Raw genomic sequence first — 18,921 nt, 5'->3', positions numbered from 1 at the left:
CTCCTTTTCGACGAGGTGGTAAAGGGTCTGGCCGTGGCAGGCCACCAGGTCCGCGGGCCCCAGCTCGCGCAGCGCGATGGCGCAGGCGGCGCCCAGCGCCCGGCCCACGTCGGCGTGCAGCCGGCACCACGTCTCGACGCCGACGCGGGTCCTGTCCGGCGTGGCTGGATTGGCCGGGTTGGCGAGGTCGGCGAAATTGGCGAGGTCAGCCGGGTTGCCGGGGTGGGTCGGGTTCCCGGGGTGGGTCGTGGTGGCGAGGTCGGCCGGGTTGGTCAAGTCGACCAGGCTCGGGCTGCTGCCGAGCCGCAGCAGGTCCTCCCGCAGACCCGCCAGCCAGGGCAGCTCCAGGTGGCCGAGTGGTGCCAGGCCAAGAGCGCCGCCCTCGGTCAGATCCAGCGCCGCGAGGGCGACGTCGATCGCGTCGACCGACGTACCCGACATCACCCCCAAGACTCTCACCGCTCCTCCCCGGTCTCGTCCGGCGCGGGTCGCGCGGCCGCCGGGCCGTCGCCGCCGCCCGCCGCGAGCAGGCGGACGAGCGCCTCCGCGTTCGCGGCCCCCTCGCCGAGGGTGCAGGCCAGGCGCGGTACGTCGGGAGCGGCCGCGACGACCCCCGTGTGCACGACCAGCGCGTCGGCTCGGGCGGCCAACACCGCCGCGAGGTCCGCGGCCTCCGCCCGGTCGGCCCGGGCAGCCCGAGAGATGACCGCCACGTCGCGTCCCACCGGTGCGACGTCCAGGGTCTCGGCGATCTCCGCGGGTCCGAGCGGCACGACGATCTCGGCGGCCACCCACATGCCGCGGACGGCGGACGCGAACGCCGCCGACGCCCGGCCCGCGGCGTGCGAGGGGTGTCGCCGCACGTCGAAGACGAGGGGCGGCCCGGTGAGGGCGACGCGCCCGCGTACCCGCAGCGCGCGCTCCGCCGCCTCGGCGCCCACGGAGGCCAGGTCGTCCTCCGCTCGCGAGGCCGCCTCGTGGAGTTCCTCAGGGTCCGGGGGCGCCCCGGTTGCAGCGGATTCCGGGGGATGCGGCGTCGCCCCGCGGCGCGCGAGCCGGGCGGTGCGGGCAGCCGAGCGGGCGAGTGCGGCCGGGTCCAGTCGCCCGGCCGCGAGCGCCTGGTCCACCGCCTCCACCGCCTCGGCGTACGTCGCCTCCGCGTCCCGCTGGTGCGGCGCGTCGAGGCAGAGCAGATCGGCGCCGGCGGCAAGGGCCCGTACGCAGGCCTCACCCAGTCCCATCAGGTCGGTGATCGCCCGCATCCCCAGCGCGTCGGTGACGATCACGCCGTCGAAGCCCGCGGCGCGCAGGCGCTGCGTCGCCCACCCCGACAGCGAGGCCGGATCGTCCCCCCTGGCGGTGGCCACCAGATGCCCGGTCATCACCGCGTCGAGGTCGGCGAACGCCGCCAGGAACGGCGCCTCGTCTCGGTCCCGGAGGGTCTCCTCGCGTACGCGCAGGACGGGCAGGTCCACGTGGCTGTCCTGGCGGGTCGAGCCGTGTCCCGGGTAGTGCTTGCCGCAGCAAGCAACGCCCGCCCGCGCCAGCCCAGCGGCGAACGCCCGCCCGTGTCGCGCCACCAGCTCAGGATCGGACCCGAAGGCGCGCACCCCGATCACGGGGTTCAACGGTTCGGACGCAACGTCCAGGCACGGCGCCAGGTTGAGGTCGATGCCGGCCAGCGCGAGGAGCGCCCCAAGCCGCTCCGCGCACCGCCCCGTGAGTTCCTCGTCGTCGACGGCCCCGAGTGCGGCATTACCGGGCAGCGCCGAACCGGCCCTGGCCTGCAGCCGGGTGACGTTGCCGCCCTCCTCGTCGATCGCGACCATCAGCCCAGCGGCCGGCCCAGCGCCGTACCCCGCCGCTCCGCCCATGGTCGTCTGGGCGGCCCGCAGCGCGTCGGTGAGCGCGCGCGTGGTCGGTACGTCGGGGGTGTTCTCCGCGAACAGGCACACCCCGGCCAACCCGTCGGCCAGCGCGGCGCCGAGCCAACGCGGCACCGACGTCCCCGGGAAGCCGGGCAGCAATACCCCGTGCGCGAGCCGGCTCACGTCGCCCACCGCTCGGTGTCGCCCGTGCAGACTGCCGCCCCATTTCCCGGCCCCCCGCCGACTGCCGCCCCATTTCTGCTACTGCCGCCCTTCTTGAAGGGGGGCGTCAGTGCGGGAAAGAGGGCGCCAGTCGCACAGTCGGCAGCATCCGACCCCAAAAAGAGGGCGCCAGTCGGGCCGTCGACAGCTTCCAACCCCAAAGAAAGGGCGCCAGTCGGACAGCCATCAACACTTGACCTAAAAAGCAGGGCGCCAGTCGCGGAGAAGCGACCACCGCCGGCGTCGATGAGCTGGCCGGTCATCCCTTCACCGCACCCGACGACAGGCCCGAGACCATGTTCTTCTGGATCAGCAGGAAGAACACGATGACCGGCAGGGTCAGCAGCGTCGACGCCGCCATGATCGGGCCCCACTCGGCGGTGTTCTCCCCGAAGAACTTCTGCAGCCCGATGGCCACCGTGTACTTGTCCTGGTCCTGCAGGAACGTCAGCGCGAAGATGAACTCGTTCCAGGCCGTGATGAAGCTGAACACGCTCGTCGCCACGAGTCCCGGCGCGACCAGCGGGAACAGCACCCGCCAGAACATCGACCACCACCCGCAGCCGTCGACGTACGCCGCCTCCTCCACCTCCACCGGCACCGCCGCGACAAACCCGCGCAGCTGCCACACCGCGAACGGCAGCGAGAAGGCGAGGTACACGATCGAGAGCCCCATCAGGCTGTTCAGCATCGCCATCGACCGCGCCTGCAGGAACAGCGGGATGACCAACGCTTCCAGCGGCACCATCTGGGCGATCAAGATCATCATCATGATCCCCGTGCGGAACCGGAACCGGAACCGCGCCACCGCGACCGCCGCCAGCAGCGCGACCAGCGAACTGATTGCCACCGTCACCAGCGCGACCAGCGCCGAGTTCGCCAGATACCTCGCGAACCCCGCCTTGCCCAGCACGTAACCGAAGTTCTCCAGGCTCAGCTGACTCGGCACGAGGGCGCCGCCGCGCTGCGCCGCGTTCGGGTCGAGCCCGGAGGAGATCATCCAGTACGCCGGGAACAGCGCGAACACCATCAGCGCCACAACCCCGAGGCCCTGGGCCAGGACGCGGCGGGTACGTCGTGCGCTGCGCCGCCTCGGCGTCGGGGTGGCGCCCGCGGCCGACGCGGCGTCGGGCGTCGGCGTACGGACCTGATTCGGCGCGCTCACAACTCCTCCTCGGCGAACAGGGTGCGCAGGTAGAGCGCCGTGATGCCCATGAGCAGGAGGGTGAGCAGGACGGCGATGGCCGAGCCCATCCCGTACTTGCCCTGCGCGAAGCTCGTGATGTAGCTCCACACCCCGAGGTTGAACACCTCGCGGTTCGTGCCGCCGCCGCCGGGCATGAGGTAGACCTGCGTGAACACCTTGAAGTCCCAGATGGTCGACAGGATCGTCACCACCGCGAACACCGGCTTGAGCACCGGCACCGTGACACTCCAGAACCGACGCCAGGCGCCTGCGCCGTCGATGATCGCGGCCTCGTACAGCTCGTCGGGCACCGTCAGCAGGCCGGCCAGCACGGTGACCGCGACGAACGCGAACCCGTGGTGGACCACGTTCAGCCAGACGATCGCGAAGAAGCTGAACCGGTCGAGGAACCAGTTGACCTGCCCGGTCTCGATGAGGCCCAGGCCGCCGAGCAGGTGCGTGACCAGGCCGTCGCCGGGATCGAACAGGAACACCCAGACGTACGTTCCCGTGATCGCCGGCACCGCCCAGGCGACCATGATGGCGCTGGCCGCGACGTACCGGACGCCCGTCGGCAGGGTCTTGAGGAACAGCGCGACGAGCGTGCCGAGCACGACCGTCGCGACGACGCAGGCGGCCGCGAACAGCACCGTGTTGGGGAGCGCGGTCCGCCAGAGGTAGCCGTCGCCGAGGATGTCGGCGTAGTTCTGGGTGCCGACGTAATTCGTCGTGCCGCGGTTGAGTTCGCGCAGGCCGTAGTTCTGCACTGAAAGCCACCCGACGCGGCCCAGCGGCCAGGCCATGAGCAGCGCCATGATGACCAGCGTCGGGGCGAGCAGGAGCCACGGCCGGCGCCGCTTCGCCGCGTGGAAGCTCTGCCGCCGGGCGACGCCGGAGTTCCCCCGCCGCGCCTCGGACGAACTCACTTGGCGGCGAAGACGTCGTTCATGTCCTTGGCCGCCGTCTCCGCCGCGGTCTTGGCGTCGGCCTTGCCGGAGAGGATCGACTGCATCATCGTCGGGATGACCTTCTTGGCCTGCACCTTGCCCCAGAGCGGGGTGACCGGCACGGTCTTGCCGCCCTCGGTGAACTGCTTGGCGAAGACCTTGGTCAGCTCGTCACCGGACTTGAGCTGCTCGTCGAGCAGGCTCTTCTGGCCGGGGAAGTAGTTGGACGCCTTGCCCCACTCCTTGGCCAGGTCGCCGGTGGCCATCAGCTTGACGAACTCCCAGGCCAGATCCTTGTTGGGGCTCTTCTCGAAGACCGCCAGGTGGCTGCCGCCGGTGAACGACTTCGCCATCCCGTCCTTGCCCGGGAAGGCGAACGCGCCGGTCTTCTTGGCCACCTCGGGCGCCTGCTTGCTCAAGGTAGCGGGGGTCCACGAGCCGGAGACGATCATGCCGACAGTGCCCTTGCCGTACGCCGTGAGGGCGTCCTTCTCGGTGCCCGTCGCGGCGGCGGGCGTCGAGCCGCCGTCCTTGACCGCGAGGTCGCCCAGGAACTGAATGCCCTCGACGGCCTTGGCGTCGTTGAGCTTGCTCACCCACTTGTCGCCGTCCTTGGCGGCCGTCTCGCCGCCGGCGCCCCAAATGAACGGGGTCGCGGTGAACTCGCTGTTGCCCGGCACGAAGAACGGCGTCACGGCGGGGTCGGACGTCTTGATCTTGGCGACGGCGTCCTTGAGCTCGGCCCAGGTCGTGGGCGGCGTGGTGATGCCGGCCTTGGTGAAGATGTCCTTGTTGTAGAAGAAGCTGCGGATCCCGGCGTACCAGGGCATCCCGTAGAGCTTCCCGTCGACCGTGCCAGCCTCCTTCAGGCCCGCGACCAGGTCGCCGTCGAGGTTCGCGTCCTTGACCTTGGCGGTCAGGTCGGCGAGCGCGCCCGCGTCGGCGAACTCCGGCGTCCACGTCGTACCGACCTCGGCGACGTCGGGGGTCGTGTTGCCCGCGATGGCCGTCGTGAACTTGTCCTTGGCGGCGGTCCAGGGCACGAGCTGTACGTCGAGGTCGGCCTGCGTCTTGTCCTTGAAGGCCTTCTTGACCTTGTCGAAGTACGCGGTGGAGTCCGGGTTCGTGCCCTCCATGATCCAGACCGTCAGCTTCTTGCCGGCGCCGTCAACCTTCCCGCCAGAGGCGGAGCCGGAGCCACCGGCGCTCGAGCTGCCGCCGGAGCCGGAGTTGCCGCAGGCGGCCATCGAGACCACCAGCACGCCCGTCGCCAGGCCCGTCACCACGGCGCTCATCGAGCGCGTCCGCCGCTTGCCCATCAGGTTCTCCTCGTCGAGTCGCCGAAACCCCATGTGGGAATTATTTTCATTCAACCGCTTGGCTGTGGAACTTATCACCAGATCTTGCGGTGCGGTAGGGCTACGTTCGGTGCGGCGCTTTGACCCCACCGGGGGGGCGCGTGTCACCATGCAGCGAAATCCGTTGTCGGAGCGGGCGTTCCGGGAGGAAACCATGGTGCTGCTCGGGGTGGACGTGGGTGGCACATCGATCCGGGCGGTGGCCTGTACGCCGGAGGGCGGCGTTCTCGGCCGCGGGTCGAGCCGCGGGGGGAACTTCCGCTCCTCGCCCGGAGATGTGGCCCAACGCCTCAGCGCCGCGATCCGCGCCGCCCTGGGCAGCGCCGCTGCACTCGACGGGCTCACGGTATGCGTGGGCGCCGCCGGGGCCGGACGAGCCCGCCGCGACGAGGTCGAGGCTCTGGTCCGTCGCGCCGTCGCCGCGGCCGTGCAGGCCGAGGTCGGCACCCCCGGGTCCGGCGCCCCCGACGCCCCCGCCGATCTGTCTGGTCCCGATGCGGGCCTATCTGGCGCCGATGCGGGGCCGCTCGACGGTCGCGACGGCCGTGCCCTGCTGCTGGAGGACCTCGACATCGCCTTCCGGAGCGCCGCCCCCGGGCCGGACGGAACGCTCCTGCTGGCCGGCACCGGGGCCGTGGCGGCCGCGTTCGCGCAGTGGCGGCAGATCCGGCGCCGCGACGGGCTGGGTTGGCTGCTCGGCGACACCGGGTCGGGGGTGTGGCTCGGGCGCCGCGTCCTGCGGGCCGTCGCCGCGCAGCTCGATCACAACGGCCCGGTCACCGCGATGACCCCGCACGTCTTGGCCATGTTGTCGCTGACCAGCGCCGAGCGCGCGGCCACTGCGGCGTACCCCCGCTCGGCGGCGCCCGAACAGGCGGCGCGGGAGCAGATCGCGAGCGGGCAGATCGCGCCGAATCAGTCGGCCTCTGAAGCGAGGACCGATCAGTTGGCGACGGATTCCTCCGGCGCCAACCAGACGGCGTCCCATGGGTCAGCGACGGACGTGGCGGCGTCCGAACAGCTCGCGGTCGATCAGATGGCGACCGAGTCGATGACAACCGAGGCGCACGTCCCCGACGATCCCGCCGTCGCCGACCCGCGGGGCCTCGGCCTGGACGTGGACCCACAAGACCTGATCCGGGCGGTGGACCGGCTGGCCCCGGCCGAGTGGGCGCGCTTCGCCGGCACGGCCCTCAACGCCGCGAAGACCGACCCCGTCGCGGCGGCGCTGGTCGACCAGGCGGCCGACGGCCTGTTGGCGACGCTGGCGTCGGCCCGGGCCGACGCGGGCGGACCGATCGTGCTCGCGGGTGGCCTCTTCGCGGCGGGGCCGCTGCGGGCCCGGATCGAGGCAGCTCACCCGGGCTGTGCCTACGCGCCATTCCCGGTGGTGGGCGCCTGTGCGGCCGCCGCCGAATTGGCCGGCCTGGAACTCGACCGCGAGGCCCTGACCGACGCGCTGCTCTAACCGAGGCGCTGCTCTCACCCGACGACCGTTCTGACTGACGCGTACCTCTCACCGACACGCCAATCTCACCGAAGCTGCTCTCACCGAGGTTGCCCTCAGCGGGCCGTCATCACGACAGCCGACCCCCCCGCGTTCCACTTTGGTCACCATGGTTGCGGGAGCCATCACCATGGTTGCGGAGATCATCACCACGCCGGCGCGCCCGTGCCTGATTCCCGTCACCACGGTTGCGGCAGTCATCACCGTGGTTGCGGAAGTCACCACCATGACTTGCGGAAGTCATCACCATGACTTGCGGAAGTCATCACCATGGTTGCGGAAATCGGGTACAGAAGGGGCTGCCTGGTAGCCACGCCGCCACACGCCGTACGTCGTACGCCCTAGGCGAGACATCGGATGCCAACAACCGGCGCTCCGCGGGCACTCACGAAGCGGGGCGAGGACTCGACCACGCCCGACGCCGACAGCCACCATCCGCAGCAGCCGCGCCCCGATGGCCATGGCGGAATCGTTGAGAGCGCACCCCTCGTACCCGCCCGAGATCGCCCTCGTCACATCGCCACCGCGGTCGTCTCCGCAACAGCAACGGGGCGATCACGGGGGCCATCACCGGGAGCGACTCCAACCACAGGCGGTGGCTCCGGATCGGTCGGCGGCCACTCAACGGTCGGTGGTCGGCGGCCCTCACCGATCGGCGGCTAGTGCGGACAGGGCACCGATCCGGCACGGGTCATCCGTAGGTCGACGGCGTCGTACGCCGGGTCCGCCTGCTCGACCCCGTCCAGCGCGAACCCGTACTTCCGGTAGAACGCCATGGCCCGCTCGTTGCCGGTCAGCACCCACAGGTACGCCGGGCCGTCCGGCAGCGCCGCCGCCATCAGGGCCTGCGCCGCGCCCCTCCCGTGGTGGGCGCTGGCCACGTTGAGCGACCACAGCTGCACGGGCGCCGGCGGATCGGCATCGCGCGGCGCGCCGACGCAGATCATCCCCACCGGACGCTCGGCGTACCGGGCCACGAGGCACCGCAGGGGACCGTCCCACCCGTCTCGGTCCACGCGCGCGGCGGCCGTACGCCATTGCTCGGCCCGCTCCGCCGGGTCGAGCGCATCGAGGTGGCGCTGCAGCAGCAGACCGGAGTACGCCGCGCGCCAGACCGCGACGTGCAGCTCGCCGAGCGCGGCGGCCTCGGCGACCCGCGGCGGGCTGACCTCGTACGCCGTCCGGAGTTGCGCCTCCATGAGCGGCAGCCTAGTCAGCACCTGCTCGGGGGCGAGGACCCGCGAGATCGCCCGCGAGGCCGGATCCCGACGGCTGGGCGGGACCCCGCGTACTCCGATCGGGGACTTCAGGGCGCTGGCAGACGTCAACACTCCGTTCGGAGCGGCGAAGCCAGGGGCGGACGCGCGCGGCGGGCGGAGCGCGGCCGCCAGGGGCCGAACGAGGCCGCCTGCGGGCGGAACGTGGCAGGAAGAGCGGTGGCAGGCTGGGCGCCATGCCCGTGCGCCCCGTGGATCTGGTTCTGTCCGACCGGTTCGTGGGGGGCTGGCGCCGCCTCGCGACGGCCGGTGCCCACGGAACCGTCGTAGAGTTCGGGTTCGGATCGGGGCTGAACCTGCCGCACTACCCCACGGCCGTCCGCGAGGTTCTGGCCGTCGAACCCGACGACGACGCCTGGGCCGCCGCGCTCGACTCGGGCCGCATCGACGCCTTCGCCCAGGCCCGGGGCGCCAGCCCCGCAACTGCCGTCCGCCGGGTCGGCCTCGACGCGGCCGAGGTCGACCTGCCCGACGGGTTCACCGACGCGGTCGTGGCCACCTGGACGCTGTGCTCGATCCCCGCGGTATCGCAGGCCCTCGCCCAGGCGCGCCGGCTGCTGACCCCCGACGGCGCGCTGCATGTCGTCGAGCACGCCCTGGCCCCATCCCCGCGCGTCGCCGCGGTTCAGCGCCGGATCCAACCCGCCTGGGGTCGGGTCGCCGGCGGATGTCACCTGGACCGCGACATCCCGGCTTTGCTCGAGGAGGCCGGTTTCGGCGCCGAGGGGCTGCGCCGCCGGTACGCCGTACGCGGTGCACCCCTGCGCCCCTGGACGTGGTTCGTCGCCGGCGCAGCGCGGCCTCGATAGCCCCCGCAGGCGAGCAGCCCAGCCAGCCGGCCGCCGGCCGACCCGAGCCGACCCGAGCCGAGCCGAGCCGGCCCCCACGGACCCGGGTGGACCCCGACCAAGCACCCCCAAGCTGGCGCTCCCGGCAGGCACCGCCCGGCGATTGCGACATTCGCCCAGGCCCAAAGTCACTACGGCACCGATCCCGCGGACCTACCGTCGGGCCGAGTGCCCCATTCACCCCTCGCTCAGGAGCGCGACATGAGCAGTTCCCCCGCGTCGTCCGGGTCCCCCGCGCCAGGCGCCCCCGCCGGGCCGGCCTCCCCCACCCCAGCCGGCGGCCCCAACAGCCCCGGCGGCACGCTGACCGTCTTCCGGCTGGCGACGCTGTTCACGCTGGGCGCGGTCGTCATGGGCTCGCTCGTCTGCGCCACCGAGTCCGGCCTCACCTGCCCGACGTGGCCCGGTTGCTATGTCGGCCAGGTGCATCCGCACGCGGACATCAACCCCTGGATCGAGTTCACGCACCGCGTGGTGTCCGTGCTCTCGGGGCCGCTTATTCTGGCCACGGCCGTGCTCGGGCTGCGCCGGCCGCGGCAGGAGCGGCTGGTGCGGTACCTGCCGTGGCTGACCCTCGTCGGGGCGCTCGCGGCCGCGGTGTTCGGTCGCCAGGTCGTCCTCTACGGCCTGCCGCCCGTCCTCGGGATGCTCGACCTGGGCCTGTCCCTCGTCGCCATGATCGCGATCACGACCGCGACGGTGGCGCTGAGCCGCACGCCGTACGCGCACGCGCCCAGCCGCGTCTCCCACCTGGCCTGGGCTGGCGTCGGCACGCTGCTGGCTATGCACGTCCTGGGCATCCTCACCGCGGGCAACGGCTCCTACACCCGCTGCATGGGCTGGCCCATCTGGCGGATCATCGATTCCGACCAGGCCGCCGGACTGCAAGGAGTCCGCATTGGCCTCGCCGCCGTCGCCACGCTGCTGATCTTCGGCTCGGCCTGGCTCGCCTGGGGCCGCACCGACCTTCGGCCGCTGGCCGCCACCCTGGTCGGCCTGTGGGTCGTGGAGCTCGCGGTGGGGCTCGCGATGGGCGGTCAACGCCTGAGCATGGCGGGCGCGGCGGTCTACTCCGCCGCGGCCGTGCTCATCGTCTTCACGATGGCCCTGTTGGCGGCCCGCTCCGCGATCGAGCGGGTGGTCCCGACCGGGGCGGCGTACTACGACGAGGACTCCGAATCCTGGATGGTGCAGCGGGTCGCCGGCCGCCGCTGACCGCCCGCGCCCCTCGGCCACCCACCGGTGACCGCGCGCGAACCCCCCGGCCACCCACCTTTCGTCGACTCGGCCGGCGCAGGCCTTCGACGCGCCGGGTCGACCCGCCATGGTGTGGGCCATGAGTATGGCGACGCCCTCCGAACCACACGCCCGCGCCCAGTCGACTGCCGCGTCAACGGTTTCCGCCCCACCCCAGTCCGCCGACCCCGCCGCCCCCGGCGTACCGTCGACGTCCCGTCGCTCCCGCGACGGGCGCGAGCGGAGGTTGTCCCTCCTCACCATGGGCCTGTTCGACATCGGCCTATCCCTGCTGCTCTACAACGTGGCGCGCAACAACGGCGTCAGCGAGTTCGGCGCCTACCTGCTCTCAATGATCGGCCCGCTGGTCAGCATCGGTGGAGTTCGCGCGGCACCGCAAGCTCTCGATGTTCTCGGTGTTCATCCTGACGCTGCAGGCCATCGCGGCCCTGGTCGCGCTCATCGGCAGCACCGACCCGAAGGTGCTGATCCTCAAGGACTCCTGCATGACGGGGGCGCTGGGCCTGGTCTTCCTCGGCTCCTGCGCGGTCGGCAAGCCGGTGACGTAACTACCTGGGCCAGAAGTTCGCCACCGACGGCAGCCCGGAGGGCGCCGGCGAGTGGGATCGGATGTGGCGCGAGTACCCGACCTTCCGCCGGACCCAGCGCATCGTCGGCCTGGTCTGGGGCGTCGCGTACCTCGTCGAGGCCGCCATCCGCGTCGTCGCGGTCTACACCTTGCCCTTCGACGTGGCCTTCAACGTGGGCGCGGTGCTGCCCCTCCTCGTCACGGGGCTCGTGATCGCGTGGACGTTCTGGTACGGCGCGCGCGCCCGTCGCCTCGGCGAGGCGCGCACGGCGGCCGCCCGGCAGGCGGCGGCGGGTCGGGCCTGAGAACGCCCCCGCCGTACGGCGGGTGCGGCCGGCGTCCGGTACGTCGGGTGCGGCCGGCGTACGCCGTACGGCGGGGGCCACGCGCACCCGACCGGCTACCTCACTCGCGAGCCGCGTCGGGCGCGTCCAGGCCGTGGAAGATGACCTTGACCAGCGAGTCCGCCAGGGCGGCGGCGGCGGTCGGGCCGCCGGGCCGGTACCACTCCACCAGCGAGTTCACCGTGCCGTAGATGAAGCGCGTCGTCGTGAGGGGATCGATGTCGCTGCGCAGCGCGCCCTCCCGGCACGCCTCCTGCACCAGCGCGGAGAACCGCTGGTCGAAGGCCCGCCGCCGCTCCAACGCCGCCCGCTCGACCTCGGTGTTGCCGCGGACGCGCAGCAGCAGCGTGACGTACGGCAGCTCCTCGTCCAGCACGAGCACGGCGTGGCGGACCACCAACTCCAGCCGCTCCCGCGCCGTCAGGCCGGCGGCGTGGTCCTCTTCGAGGGCCGACTCCAGGGCCCGCAGCGCCCGGTCACAGGCCCGCTGCAGCAGGTCTTCCTTGCTGGGCACGTGGTAATAGATGCCCGCCTTGGAGATGCCCAGATACTCCGCCAGCAGCCCCATCGAGGTGCCTTCGTACCCGTGCCGGTTGAAGACCTCGACGGCGACCGCCAGAATCGACTCGCCGTCATAACCCGGCCGCTTCCTGCGGGCCGATGCGACGGGGGCGGTGACGGCGGACTTGGTCATACGTGCGATTGTTCCAGTTCCGCCGAGAGGTTCGGGGCCGCAACGCTGACCGACTGGTCGGTGCGACGAACGGCGGCGAGCGCCGCGAGGTGACAGGAGCGGACTTGTGCAGCCCTCAGTCGGCGACCGGCACGCCGCCCGCGACGCGGACCCGCGCTCGGTTCCGGACGTGGGACCAGCCGCACACGTGGCCGCCGCGCTACACACCGTGCCGCGCGCCGCATTCCTCCCGCCGGAGCAGCAGTGCTGGGCCCACCTCGATCAGCCGCTGCCCATCGGGGCAGGGGCCACGAACAGCCAGCCGACGACGGTGCGCACGATGCTGGAACTCCTGGACCCTCGGCCCGGGCAGCGCGTCCTCGACGTCGGCGCGGGATCCGGCTGGACCACGGCGCTGTTGGCCCAGCTCGTAGGTCCGGACGGCTGGGTGCTCGGCCTGGAGCTCAACCCCGACCTGGCCGCCTGGGGTGCGGCCAACCTCGCGGCGTACCAGCAGTCCCTCGCCGCTAAGCCCGGCCCCGGAGCCGGCGCATCGGACCGGGGGGCGGGACCCGCGACCCTGGAGCGCGCCGACCCGGCCGTGTTGGGCCGCCCGTCGGCGGCGCCTTACGACCGGATCCTCGTCTCCGCCATGGCCACTCGGCTGCCGGAGGCGCTCGTGGTGCAGCTCGCGCCGGACGGGATCCTGGTGTGCCCGGTCGCCGGACGGATGGCGACCGTACGTCGAGTGCCGGGGCGGGCCGACCCCGACGTGAGCTGGCACGGCCACTACCGCTTCGTGCCGCTGGTGACGCCGCCGGAGCCCTGAGCCCTGAGCGCGAACCGTCGGCCCCGGGTGGCTCACGATGTCTGGGGCGTTATGCGGTCCGGGGCACGCATAACGCCCCAGTCCGATCGAATGGCTTCACCCGTCGGTGCCGCGCTACGACGCGGGCAGCCGCTGGATCCGGCGGGCGAGGCGATCGTGCGCGGCGAGATAGTCCGGCAGCCGCGGCGACACCAGCGCCCCGTCCCGCACGACGTACCGACCCGCGACGACCGTGTCCCGGGCGGCGACCGGCCCGCAGCGCAGCCACGCCTCGACCGGGTCGGCGACCGCGCCGGCGAACGAGGGCCCGCTCAGGTCCCAGACGGCCACGTCGCCACACGCCCCCACGGTCAGCTCGCCGATCTCGCCGACCCGACCCAGGCAGCCGGCGCCGCCGCGGGTGGCCCGCTCCAGCACGAACCGCGCGTCCACCGCGTCGGCCCCGCCGCGCAGCTTGGCCAGCAGCAGCGCCTCCCGGGCCTCCAGCCACAGGCTCCCGGCGTCCGCGGACGCGGACCCGTCCACGCCGAGCCCGACCGGGCACCCCGCGGCGACCAGGTCCGCGACCGGTGCCACCCCGGAGGCGAGGATGAGGTTGCTCGACGGGCAGTGCGCCACCCCGACACCGGCCGCGCCCAGGTGGCGCACCTCCTCCGGGTTCGGCCGCACGCAGTGAGCCACCCACGTCCGGGGCGCCGCCCAGCCGCAGTCGCGCAGATAGTCGTACGGCCGGCAGCCGAACCTCTCCAGCGAGAACGCGTCGTCCTCCGCGTTCTCGGCGAAGTGGGTGTGCAGGCGTACGTCGAGGCGCTCCGCCAGCTCCGCCGTACGAACCATGAGCTCGCGCGTGACCGAGAACGGCGAGCACGGCGCGAGCGCGATCCGCACCATCGCGCCGGGAGTCGGGTCGTGATAGCGCCGTACGGCGTCCGCGCAGGCCGCCAGGATCTCGTCGTCGTCCTGCACCACGTCGTCGGGCGGCAACCCACCGTCCTTGACCGACAACGACATCGAGCCACGCGTGGGGTGGAAACGCACGCCCAGGTCGCGGGCCGCGTCGATCTCCGCGCCGAGCAGGTCGCCCGCGCCGCGCGGGTGCAGATAGAGGTGGTCGGTGCTCGTGGTGCAGCCCGACAGAGCGAGTTCGGCGAGGCCGACCCAGGCCGACACGTGCACGGCCTCGGTGTCGATGGCCGCCCACAGCGGATAGAGCGTCTGCAGCCACCCGAACAGGGGCGCCGCGGTCATCGGCGGATAGGCGCGGGTGAGGTTCTGGTAGAGGTGATGGTGCGTGTTGACCAGGCCCGGCGTGACAAGGCAGCCGCTGGCCGCGATCCGCTCCGCGGCGGCCGGCTGCGGGTCGGTGCCGCGGCCGAGCGCCATGACCTGCCCGTCGCGGATGGCGACCCACCCGCCGGGGAGTTCGCGCCGGTCGGCGTCCATCGTGACGAGCAGCCGGGCGTCGTGGATGAGCAGGTCGGCACGGGTCAGATCGGCACGGGTCAGGTCGGCGCTGTTGCGGTCGGCGCTGTTCAGGTCGGGCGACATGACCCCAGCCTGCCGCACCACGACGCAGGGTCGACGCCCCAGTGGGGCGCCGACCCTGCGTCGGTAGCGAGTGACCCGCCGGGGCGGTGCTCAGCCGCGGGGCGTCCCGTCGTTCGGGCCGCCGGGGCCGTCCTCGACGATCTCGCCGTCGACGACAGCGTCGTCATCGGCGTGGTCGGCGCGGACCTCATCCTGGATGTCGTCCAGATCGTCCATGTCCTCGGCGCCCTCGTCGTCCTCGAGGTCGTCGGCGCCGTCCTGCGCGAGCAGCCGGTAGAGGCCGCGGCGCGACTCCTCCAGCAGCTCGACCGCCGCCCGGGTCACGTCCGGGTCACCGGCCTGCCCGACGGCGCGGGTGGCGAGCCCGAGCTGGCCCAGGGCCACCCAGAGCTCGGCAGTGCCGCCGAGGCCCTGTTCGGCCTGCGCCGTCACATCCTCCGCGACCCCCTCCCAGGGGCGGACCTTGTCGCCGAGCTGGTCGACGTGCGCCCGGCCGGCATCGGTCAGCGTGAACACCTTCCTGCCGCCGTCGACCGGGGCGATGAGCCCCTCGTCCTCCAGCTGCGCCAGCGCCGGGTAGATGGCGCCCGGGCTGGGCCGCCAGGCCCCGCCGGTGCGCGCTTCGAGCGTCCGGATCACCTGGTAGCCGTTCATGGTGTCCTCGGCGAGCAGGCCGAGGATCGCCAGCCGTACGTCGCCGCGGCGGGCCCGCGCGGCCCGCTGGCCCCGGTTGCCGCCACGGTGGCCGCGGTGGGACCGCCGGCCACGGCCGTCATCGTCGGGCCGGCCACCGCCGCCGACGTACCCGGCGCGGGGCTGACCCCGGAACGGGCCGCCGCGGCCGAAGGGGCCCTCCTCGCCGAACGGCCCGTTCGCCCCGAAGGGGCCGTTGGGGCCGAAAGGTCCATTGGGGCCGAACGCCCCATCGGGACCGAAGAAGGCGCCGAGGCCGCCGCCGAACTCGGGTCGGCCGCGATCCCGGTCACGGTCCCGATCCCTGTCGCGGCCGCGCTCGTGCGGGCCGCGGCCACCGAACTCGTCGCGCGGGCCACGCCCGCCGAATTCGTCGCGGGGGCCGCGTCCCGGGTATCCGCCGCGCGGGCCGCGCAGTCTAGGACCACCGTCGGGTCGCGCACCTCGTCGGTCGTCTCGGCGGTCGTCGCGCGACCAGCCGGGACCGCAGTTCCAGTCGTCGTAGTCGTTGTTGCCGTGCATGAGGATTCCTTCCCTGCCGGCGCGCCACAGCTGCGCTCGGCGGTGCTGGGGTGATGTGGGGTGGGCCATCCGCTGCTGCGGGGCCCCACTGGGTGGCGCGGGTCGTCTTTCGCGGGGACTCCGCGGCGCCGCTCGCGCTCGACCGGTCGGTTCGCCCGGGCCCTCGGCCCTGTCGATCGGCGATCCTGACCTTCACCTCAAGACGCCCTGTCGGCGCCTTGCCCCTTCATCATGCCTCGAGTATCGCGATACGTCAACGATATATCTAGATGGACTTGAGTCAGGCCGCCTGGGGCTCCGCCAGCAACCCCGCGAGGAGGCCGTCCGGCACCTCGGCGCCGCGCGTCGGGGCGGGCCCGGTGAGCGCGTCGACCACAGTGTCCGCCCTGACCACCAGGCGGTCCACGATCAGGGTGCCCGTGCCGGCGGCGTCGTGGACGAGGCCGGCTGCGGCGTACGGCGTCCAGGCCCACACCACGCGCCCCCCCAGGCGGACGGGCAGCAGGACCGCGCCGCCGGGACCGGCGCCGACCAGGTCGAGCCGCCCGGACGCGACGAGGATCGAGCCGTCGACCAGCAGTTCCCCGTCGAGGGGCGCCTGGCCGGGCGCGGGCAGCGCGCCGACGACGGCGCCGCGGCGCAGCGCCTTGAGGAGGCGCTCGTTCGCGGGGGTACGGCGAGCGCGGGCGAGCACATCGATGGCGGCGCGCTGCACGGCGACTGCGGCGGCACTGGCGCCGCAGACGTCGGCCACGGCCGCGACCAGGGCCGCCGCCACCCGGGTGTGGTCGTGCTCCGGGCGACCGGAGTCCCAGGCAGACCCCTCCGCGTAGCCGTGCGCCTGGGCCATCGCCGCGTCGACCCCGGCGTCGAGGAGCCCCCGCTCGGCCAGGTCGCGCAGGAGGGCGCGGACCCGCTCGGCCCGGCCGCCCGGCTCACCTGCCAGCGCGGCGAGCGCGGGGCCCACCAGCGCCGTCATGGGCTGGGTGAAGTCCGGACGCGGCCGATCGGCGGCGTCGTCCGCGAGGATCGGGGTCTGAGGCGTCTGCGGGGTGGGCGGGGCGTCGGTGGTGGACTGGGGCACGAACGGTGGCGCCAGCACGGTCTGAGCGGTCATTGCGGTTCTCCGGAGGTCAGCAGGGGCGGCGCCGCGCGTCGCGTGCTTCGGCGGATGTGGCGCGCGAAGCGGTGCGGGGCGCCGCGGCGGTGGGCAGAGTCGACGTCGAGGCGTCGGGGCCGGGTTCAGCGACAGAGCGCCGCGGAGACGCGACACGCGTCGATCCAGCGACGTCGAACCCGGCCGCCCTGCATTCGTCCCACCAGCGCACCTTCCTCGCCCTCGCGCCGCTCTCCGTGGCGGCGCTCACGCCCTGCTCATCGACCGAGCGTCAAGGCGTTATGAGAACAATAAGTACGCATTATTTCTCTGTCACGAGGCCATCCACATGGCGAGAAACTCCGCGCCGACCTGCTCGTCCGCCGCCAACTGCCGCCGCCGTCAGCTCGCCAGCAGCCGCGGGGCGTCCGGGTCGTTCCCTGCCAACGCTGGAGCGCGCGATCTCGAGCGCAGCACGTGGCCAACCGCCCTGAGGAGGTCACCAGCACCGTCGTACCCCCAGGGCCCAGGAAATGGGCCGACGCTCGGGAAACGGCGGGGGCCTTCGGCCCATTTCGTGACCGTCAGCGGGCATCCCGTCCCGGATCACCCGGTATCCCCGGTCCGATCAGTAGAGCCGGGTCAGGTAGTAGAACGCGATCACCACGAAGACGGCCAGCGTCTTGATGACGGTCATCGCGAAGATGTCCTTGTACGACGTCTTGTGCGTCAGCCCGGTGACGGCGAGCAGCGTGATCACCGCGCCGTTGTGCGGCAGGGTGTCCATCCCGCCGGAGGCCATCGAGGCCACCCGGTGCAGCACCTCCATGGGGATGTTCGCGGCGGCGGCGTTGGCCTTGAAGGTCTCCGCCATCGCACCGAGGGCAATCGACATGCCGCCGGACGCCGAGCCGGTGACGCCGGCCAGCGAGGTCACCGTGATGGCCTCGTTGACCAGCGGGTTCGGGATGCTCGACAGGCCGTCGGCGACAATCTTGAAGCCGGGCAGGGCGGCGATGACGCCGCCGAAACCGTACTCCGAGGCGGTGTTGAGCGAGGCCAGCAGGGCGCCGCCGATGGCGTCCTTGCTGCCCTCGGTGAAGTGCGTGCTCACCGGCTTCCAGGCCAGCGCCACCACCAGCAGGATGCCCAGCAGCAGCGCCCCCTCGACCGCCCAGATCGCGATATTGCTCGACACCGAGACGGCCACGTCCTTGGTCGTGCCAACGACGCCGTCCTTGAATTTGACCTCGTTCGGGAAGGCCTGCGGGATGACCCAGTTGGTCAGCGCGTAGTTGGCGATCGCCACGACCAGCAGCGGCAGGACCGCGACCAGCGGGTTCGGCAGTTTGGCGTCCTCGGCGAAGGACTTGGGCTCGTTCTTGTGACCCGTGCCGTAGCCCTCCCCGGCCGCTGCCGCCTTGCGGCGCTGCCACTCCAGGTAGGTCATCCCGAGCCCGAACACGAACAACGCCCCGACGATGCCCAGGATCGGCGCGGCGTACGACGTCGTCTTGAAGAACGTGGTCGGGATGATGTTCTGGATCTGCGGGGTGCCGGGCAGCGCGTCCATGGTGAAGGTGAACGCGCCCAGGGCGATGGTGCCGGGGATGAGTCGCTTGGGGATGTCGGCCTGGCGGAACATCTCCGCCGCGAACGGATACACCGCGAATACGACAACGAAGAGGGACACCCCGAAGTACGTCAGGATCGCGCCGACCAGCACGATCGCCAACATCGCCTGCTTGCCGACCACCCGGATCACGGCCGTGACGATCGAGCGGGCGAACCCGGAGATCTCGATGACCTTGCCGAAGATGGCGCCCAACAGGAAGACCGGGAAGTAGTTCTGCACGAAGCCCACCAGCTTGGCCATGAACAGGCCGGTGAACATCGGCGCCACCAACGCCGGGGTGGTGAGCAGGACCGCGCCCATCGCCGCGATCGGCGCGAACAGGATCACGCTGTGGCCCTTGTAGGCCATGAACATGAGGAATCCCAGCGCCGCAATGACGACGAGGAAGTAGTAGAGCGTCATCGATGACTCCCAAGAGTGGTTCCGGCGGCGTCGGCCGCGGCCCAGGGAACGTACCACCTGCGGTTGAGCGATCCCCGACCCGGCCGGGCTGGCCCGATGTTGCGCCGCGACTGCGGGCCTGCGGGCGCGGGCCGAGCCGC

General features: G+C 72.4%; 16 protein-coding genes. 6 read left to right on the top strand and 10 right to left on the bottom strand.

Annotated features, from left to right (window positions below; translation table 11 throughout):
- Positions 1–455: 455 nt before the first annotated feature.
- From IPK37_09375 to IPK37_09360, 4 genes are all read right to left on the bottom strand, one after another.
- Entirely contained in the window at positions 456–2,051 is a 1,596-nt protein-coding gene (locus IPK37_09375; GenBank protein QQS02484.1) for a glycoside hydrolase family 3 protein, read from the bottom strand.
- A 298-nt stretch (positions 2,052–2,349) separates the two neighbouring features.
- Positions 2,350–3,120 carry a carbohydrate ABC transporter permease gene (locus tag IPK37_09370; protein ID QQS02782.1) on the bottom strand — a complete coding sequence of 257 codons (771 nt, stop codon included), beginning with the start codon at positions 3,118–3,120 and terminating at the stop codon, positions 2,350–2,352.
- A 131-nt stretch (positions 3,121–3,251) separates the two neighbouring features.
- Complete coding sequence (locus IPK37_09365) at positions 3,252–4,091, bottom strand: sugar ABC transporter permease (GenBank protein ID QQS02781.1); 840 nt, start codon at positions 4,089–4,091, stop codon at positions 3,252–3,254.
- 107 nt (positions 4,092–4,198) lie between these two features.
- Positions 4,199–5,518: a sugar ABC transporter substrate-binding protein gene (locus IPK37_09360; protein QQS02780.1), complete on the bottom strand. Its 1,320-nt coding sequence runs from the start codon at positions 5,516–5,518 to the stop codon at positions 4,199–4,201.
- A gap of 172 nt (positions 5,519–5,690) precedes the next feature.
- On the opposite strand from IPK37_09360, the gene IPK37_09355 reads away from it, so the two are divergent.
- On the top strand, positions 5,691–7,049 hold the full coding sequence (locus IPK37_09355) for a hypothetical protein (GenBank protein ID QQS02483.1): 1,359 nt from the start codon (positions 5,691–5,693) through the stop codon (positions 7,047–7,049).
- Positions 7,050–7,747: 698 nt separating this feature from the next.
- Here IPK37_09355 and IPK37_09350 read toward each other — a convergent pair.
- Positions 7,748–8,287, bottom strand: a complete 540-nt coding sequence (locus IPK37_09350) for a GNAT family N-acetyltransferase (protein QQS02482.1) — start codon at positions 8,285–8,287, stop codon at positions 7,748–7,750.
- Positions 8,288–8,541: 254 nt separating this feature from the next.
- Between IPK37_09350 and IPK37_09345 the strand changes: the two genes are divergently transcribed.
- The 4 genes from IPK37_09345 to IPK37_09330 all read left to right on the top strand — a co-directional run bounded on the left by IPK37_09345 (position 8,542) and on the right by IPK37_09330 (position 11,343).
- Positions 8,542–9,174, top strand: a complete 633-nt coding sequence (locus tag IPK37_09345) for a methyltransferase domain-containing protein (protein ID QQS02481.1) — start codon at positions 8,542–8,544, stop codon at positions 9,172–9,174.
- Positions 9,175–9,414: 240 nt separating this feature from the next.
- Complete coding sequence (locus IPK37_09340; GenBank protein QQS02480.1) at positions 9,415–10,428, top strand: COX15/CtaA family protein; 1,014 nt, start codon at positions 9,415–9,417, stop codon at positions 10,426–10,428.
- 398 nt (positions 10,429–10,826) lie between these two features.
- The gene (locus IPK37_09335) at positions 10,827–11,018 is read left to right on the top strand and encodes a hypothetical protein (protein ID QQS02479.1); all 192 of its coding nucleotides are present in this window, start codon (positions 10,827–10,829) and stop codon (positions 11,016–11,018) included.
- A 61-nt stretch (positions 11,019–11,079) separates the two neighbouring features.
- Entirely contained in the window at positions 11,080–11,343 is a 264-nt protein-coding gene (locus IPK37_09330; protein QQS02478.1) for a hypothetical protein, read from the top strand.
- A 100-nt stretch (positions 11,344–11,443) separates the two neighbouring features.
- On the opposite strand, the gene IPK37_09325 is transcribed toward IPK37_09330, so the two are convergent.
- The gene (locus tag IPK37_09325) at positions 11,444–12,076 is read right to left on the bottom strand and encodes a TetR family transcriptional regulator (GenBank protein ID QQS02477.1); all 633 of its coding nucleotides are present in this window, start codon (positions 12,074–12,076) and stop codon (positions 11,444–11,446) included.
- A 169-nt stretch (positions 12,077–12,245) separates the two neighbouring features.
- Here IPK37_09325 and IPK37_09320 point away from each other — a divergent pair, with 169 nt between their 5' ends.
- Complete coding sequence (locus IPK37_09320) at positions 12,246–12,884, top strand: protein-L-isoaspartate carboxylmethyltransferase (protein QQS02779.1); 639 nt, start codon at positions 12,246–12,248, stop codon at positions 12,882–12,884.
- A gap of 114 nt (positions 12,885–12,998) precedes the next feature.
- Here the strand turns inward: IPK37_09320 and IPK37_09315 are convergent, their stop codons facing one another.
- From IPK37_09315 to IPK37_09300, 4 genes are all read right to left on the bottom strand, one after another.
- Positions 12,999–14,432, bottom strand: coding sequence for an 8-oxoguanine deaminase (locus IPK37_09315; protein QQS02476.1), 1,434 nt, complete (start codon positions 14,430–14,432; stop codon positions 12,999–13,001).
- Between the two features lie 90 nt (positions 14,433–14,522).
- Positions 14,523–15,647 (bottom strand): PadR family transcriptional regulator, encoded by a 1,125-nt coding sequence (locus tag IPK37_09310; GenBank protein ID QQS02475.1) that lies wholly within the window; start codon positions 15,645–15,647, stop codon positions 14,523–14,525.
- Between the two features lie 280 nt (positions 15,648–15,927).
- On the bottom strand, positions 15,928–16,764 hold the full coding sequence (locus tag IPK37_09305; protein QQS02474.1) for a hypothetical protein: 837 nt from the start codon (positions 16,762–16,764) through the stop codon (positions 15,928–15,930).
- Positions 16,765–17,371: 607 nt separating this feature from the next.
- Positions 17,372–18,781, bottom strand: coding sequence for a GntP family permease (locus IPK37_09300; GenBank protein ID QQS02473.1), 1,410 nt, complete (start codon positions 18,779–18,781; stop codon positions 17,372–17,374).
- Positions 18,782–18,921: the final 140 nt, after the last annotated feature.

It is taken from the genome of Austwickia sp. (genome assembly GCA_016699675.1).
GTDB lineage: Bacteria > Actinomycetota > Actinomycetes > Actinomycetales > Dermatophilaceae > Austwickia.
Note: the sequence above shows the minus strand (reverse complement) of the source record. Positions and strands in the feature narration are given on the sequence as shown.